At 78.8% G+C, this 1,139-nt stretch carries 1 protein-coding gene; it reads right to left on the bottom strand.

The window, feature by feature from the left end:
* A partial coding sequence (locus ATM99_RS03265) for an LLM class flavin-dependent oxidoreductase (protein ID WP_062101505.1) occupies positions 1–1,127 on the bottom strand: 1,127 nt, incomplete at its 3' end.
* Between the last annotated feature and the right edge of the window lie 12 nt (positions 1,128–1,139).

The raw sequence follows: 1,139 nt of genomic DNA, 5'->3' as shown, positions 1-1,139 counted from the left end.
TGCGCGAGCAGCGCGAACGAGCGCGCGGTGTCGGCCGGGTCGTGGGTCGACGTCGTGACGACGAGCTCGTCGGCGCCGGTGACGCGCTGCAACGTCTCCAGGCCGGCGAGGACGGTCCCCGGGTCGCCGACGAACCTCGTGTCGACCCGGTCGCGCAGCACCGCGCGCTCGTCGGCGGGGCGGTCCTGCCACGCGACGGACGCGTGCCGCGGGTAGGTGCGGGCGCCGCCCGCGGTGCGGCGGATCGACAGCACCCAGTCGGCGTGCGGCGCGGCGAGGTCGTGGGCGCGCTCGTCGGTGTCGGCCACGAGCACGTCGGCCGAGACCGCGACGTACGGCGCCGCGAGCACGCCCGGCCGGAAGGCCGCGCGGTACGCGGCGACCGTGTCGAGCGTCGTCGCCGGGCTCACGTGGTAGTTCGCGGTGAGCGGCAGACCCAGCTCTCCCGCGACGCGGGCGCTCTCGCCGGCGCTCGACGCGAGGACCCACAGCTGCCAGTCGGCGCCCTGCACGGGTGGGCTGACGTACGGGCGGCCGTCCTCGTCGCGGAACGTGCCGGCGTGCAGCGCGAGCACCAGCTCGAGCTCGGCGCGGAAGCTCGCGGCCGTGCGCGAGGCCCCGACGACGCGCTGCTGCGCGAGCAGCCGCTCGCGCAGCGCCGAGTCGCCGAGGTCGAGCGGCGGCGCAGCGGGCACGTGCAGGCCGTCGACGTCCCGCGCGGCCACCGGCGTCGGTGCGGGCCGGTCGGGCCGTCGTCCGCCCACGTCGCGCGGCGCGAGGGCGCGCCCCAGCCCCAGGTCGACGCGGCCGGGGTGCAGCGCCGCGATCGTCCCGAACTGCTCGGCCGCGACCAGCGGGCTCGTCGTGCTCAGCAGCACCGCGCCGCTGCCCACGCGGATGCGCGACGTGCGGGCGGCGACGGCGGCCGCGAGCACGGCGGGCGCCGCGGACGCGACGCCCGCGCCGAGGTGGTGCTCGGCGTACCAGACGCGGCGGTAGCCGAGCCGGTCGAGCAGGACGGCGCGGTCGACGGCGGCGCGCAGCGCGGCGGCGCCGGTCGACCCCTCGGGGACGACCGCGAGGTCGAGGACGGACAGCGGCACGCGGGCCGCGCGGGGGTGGGTCATGGGTCGGTCAAC

The organism is Cellulomonas sp. B6 (assembly GCF_001462455.1).
Lineage (GTDB): Bacteria > Actinomycetota > Actinomycetes > Actinomycetales > Cellulomonadaceae > Cellulomonas.
Note: the sequence above shows the minus strand (reverse complement) of the source record. Positions and strands in the feature narration are given on the sequence as shown.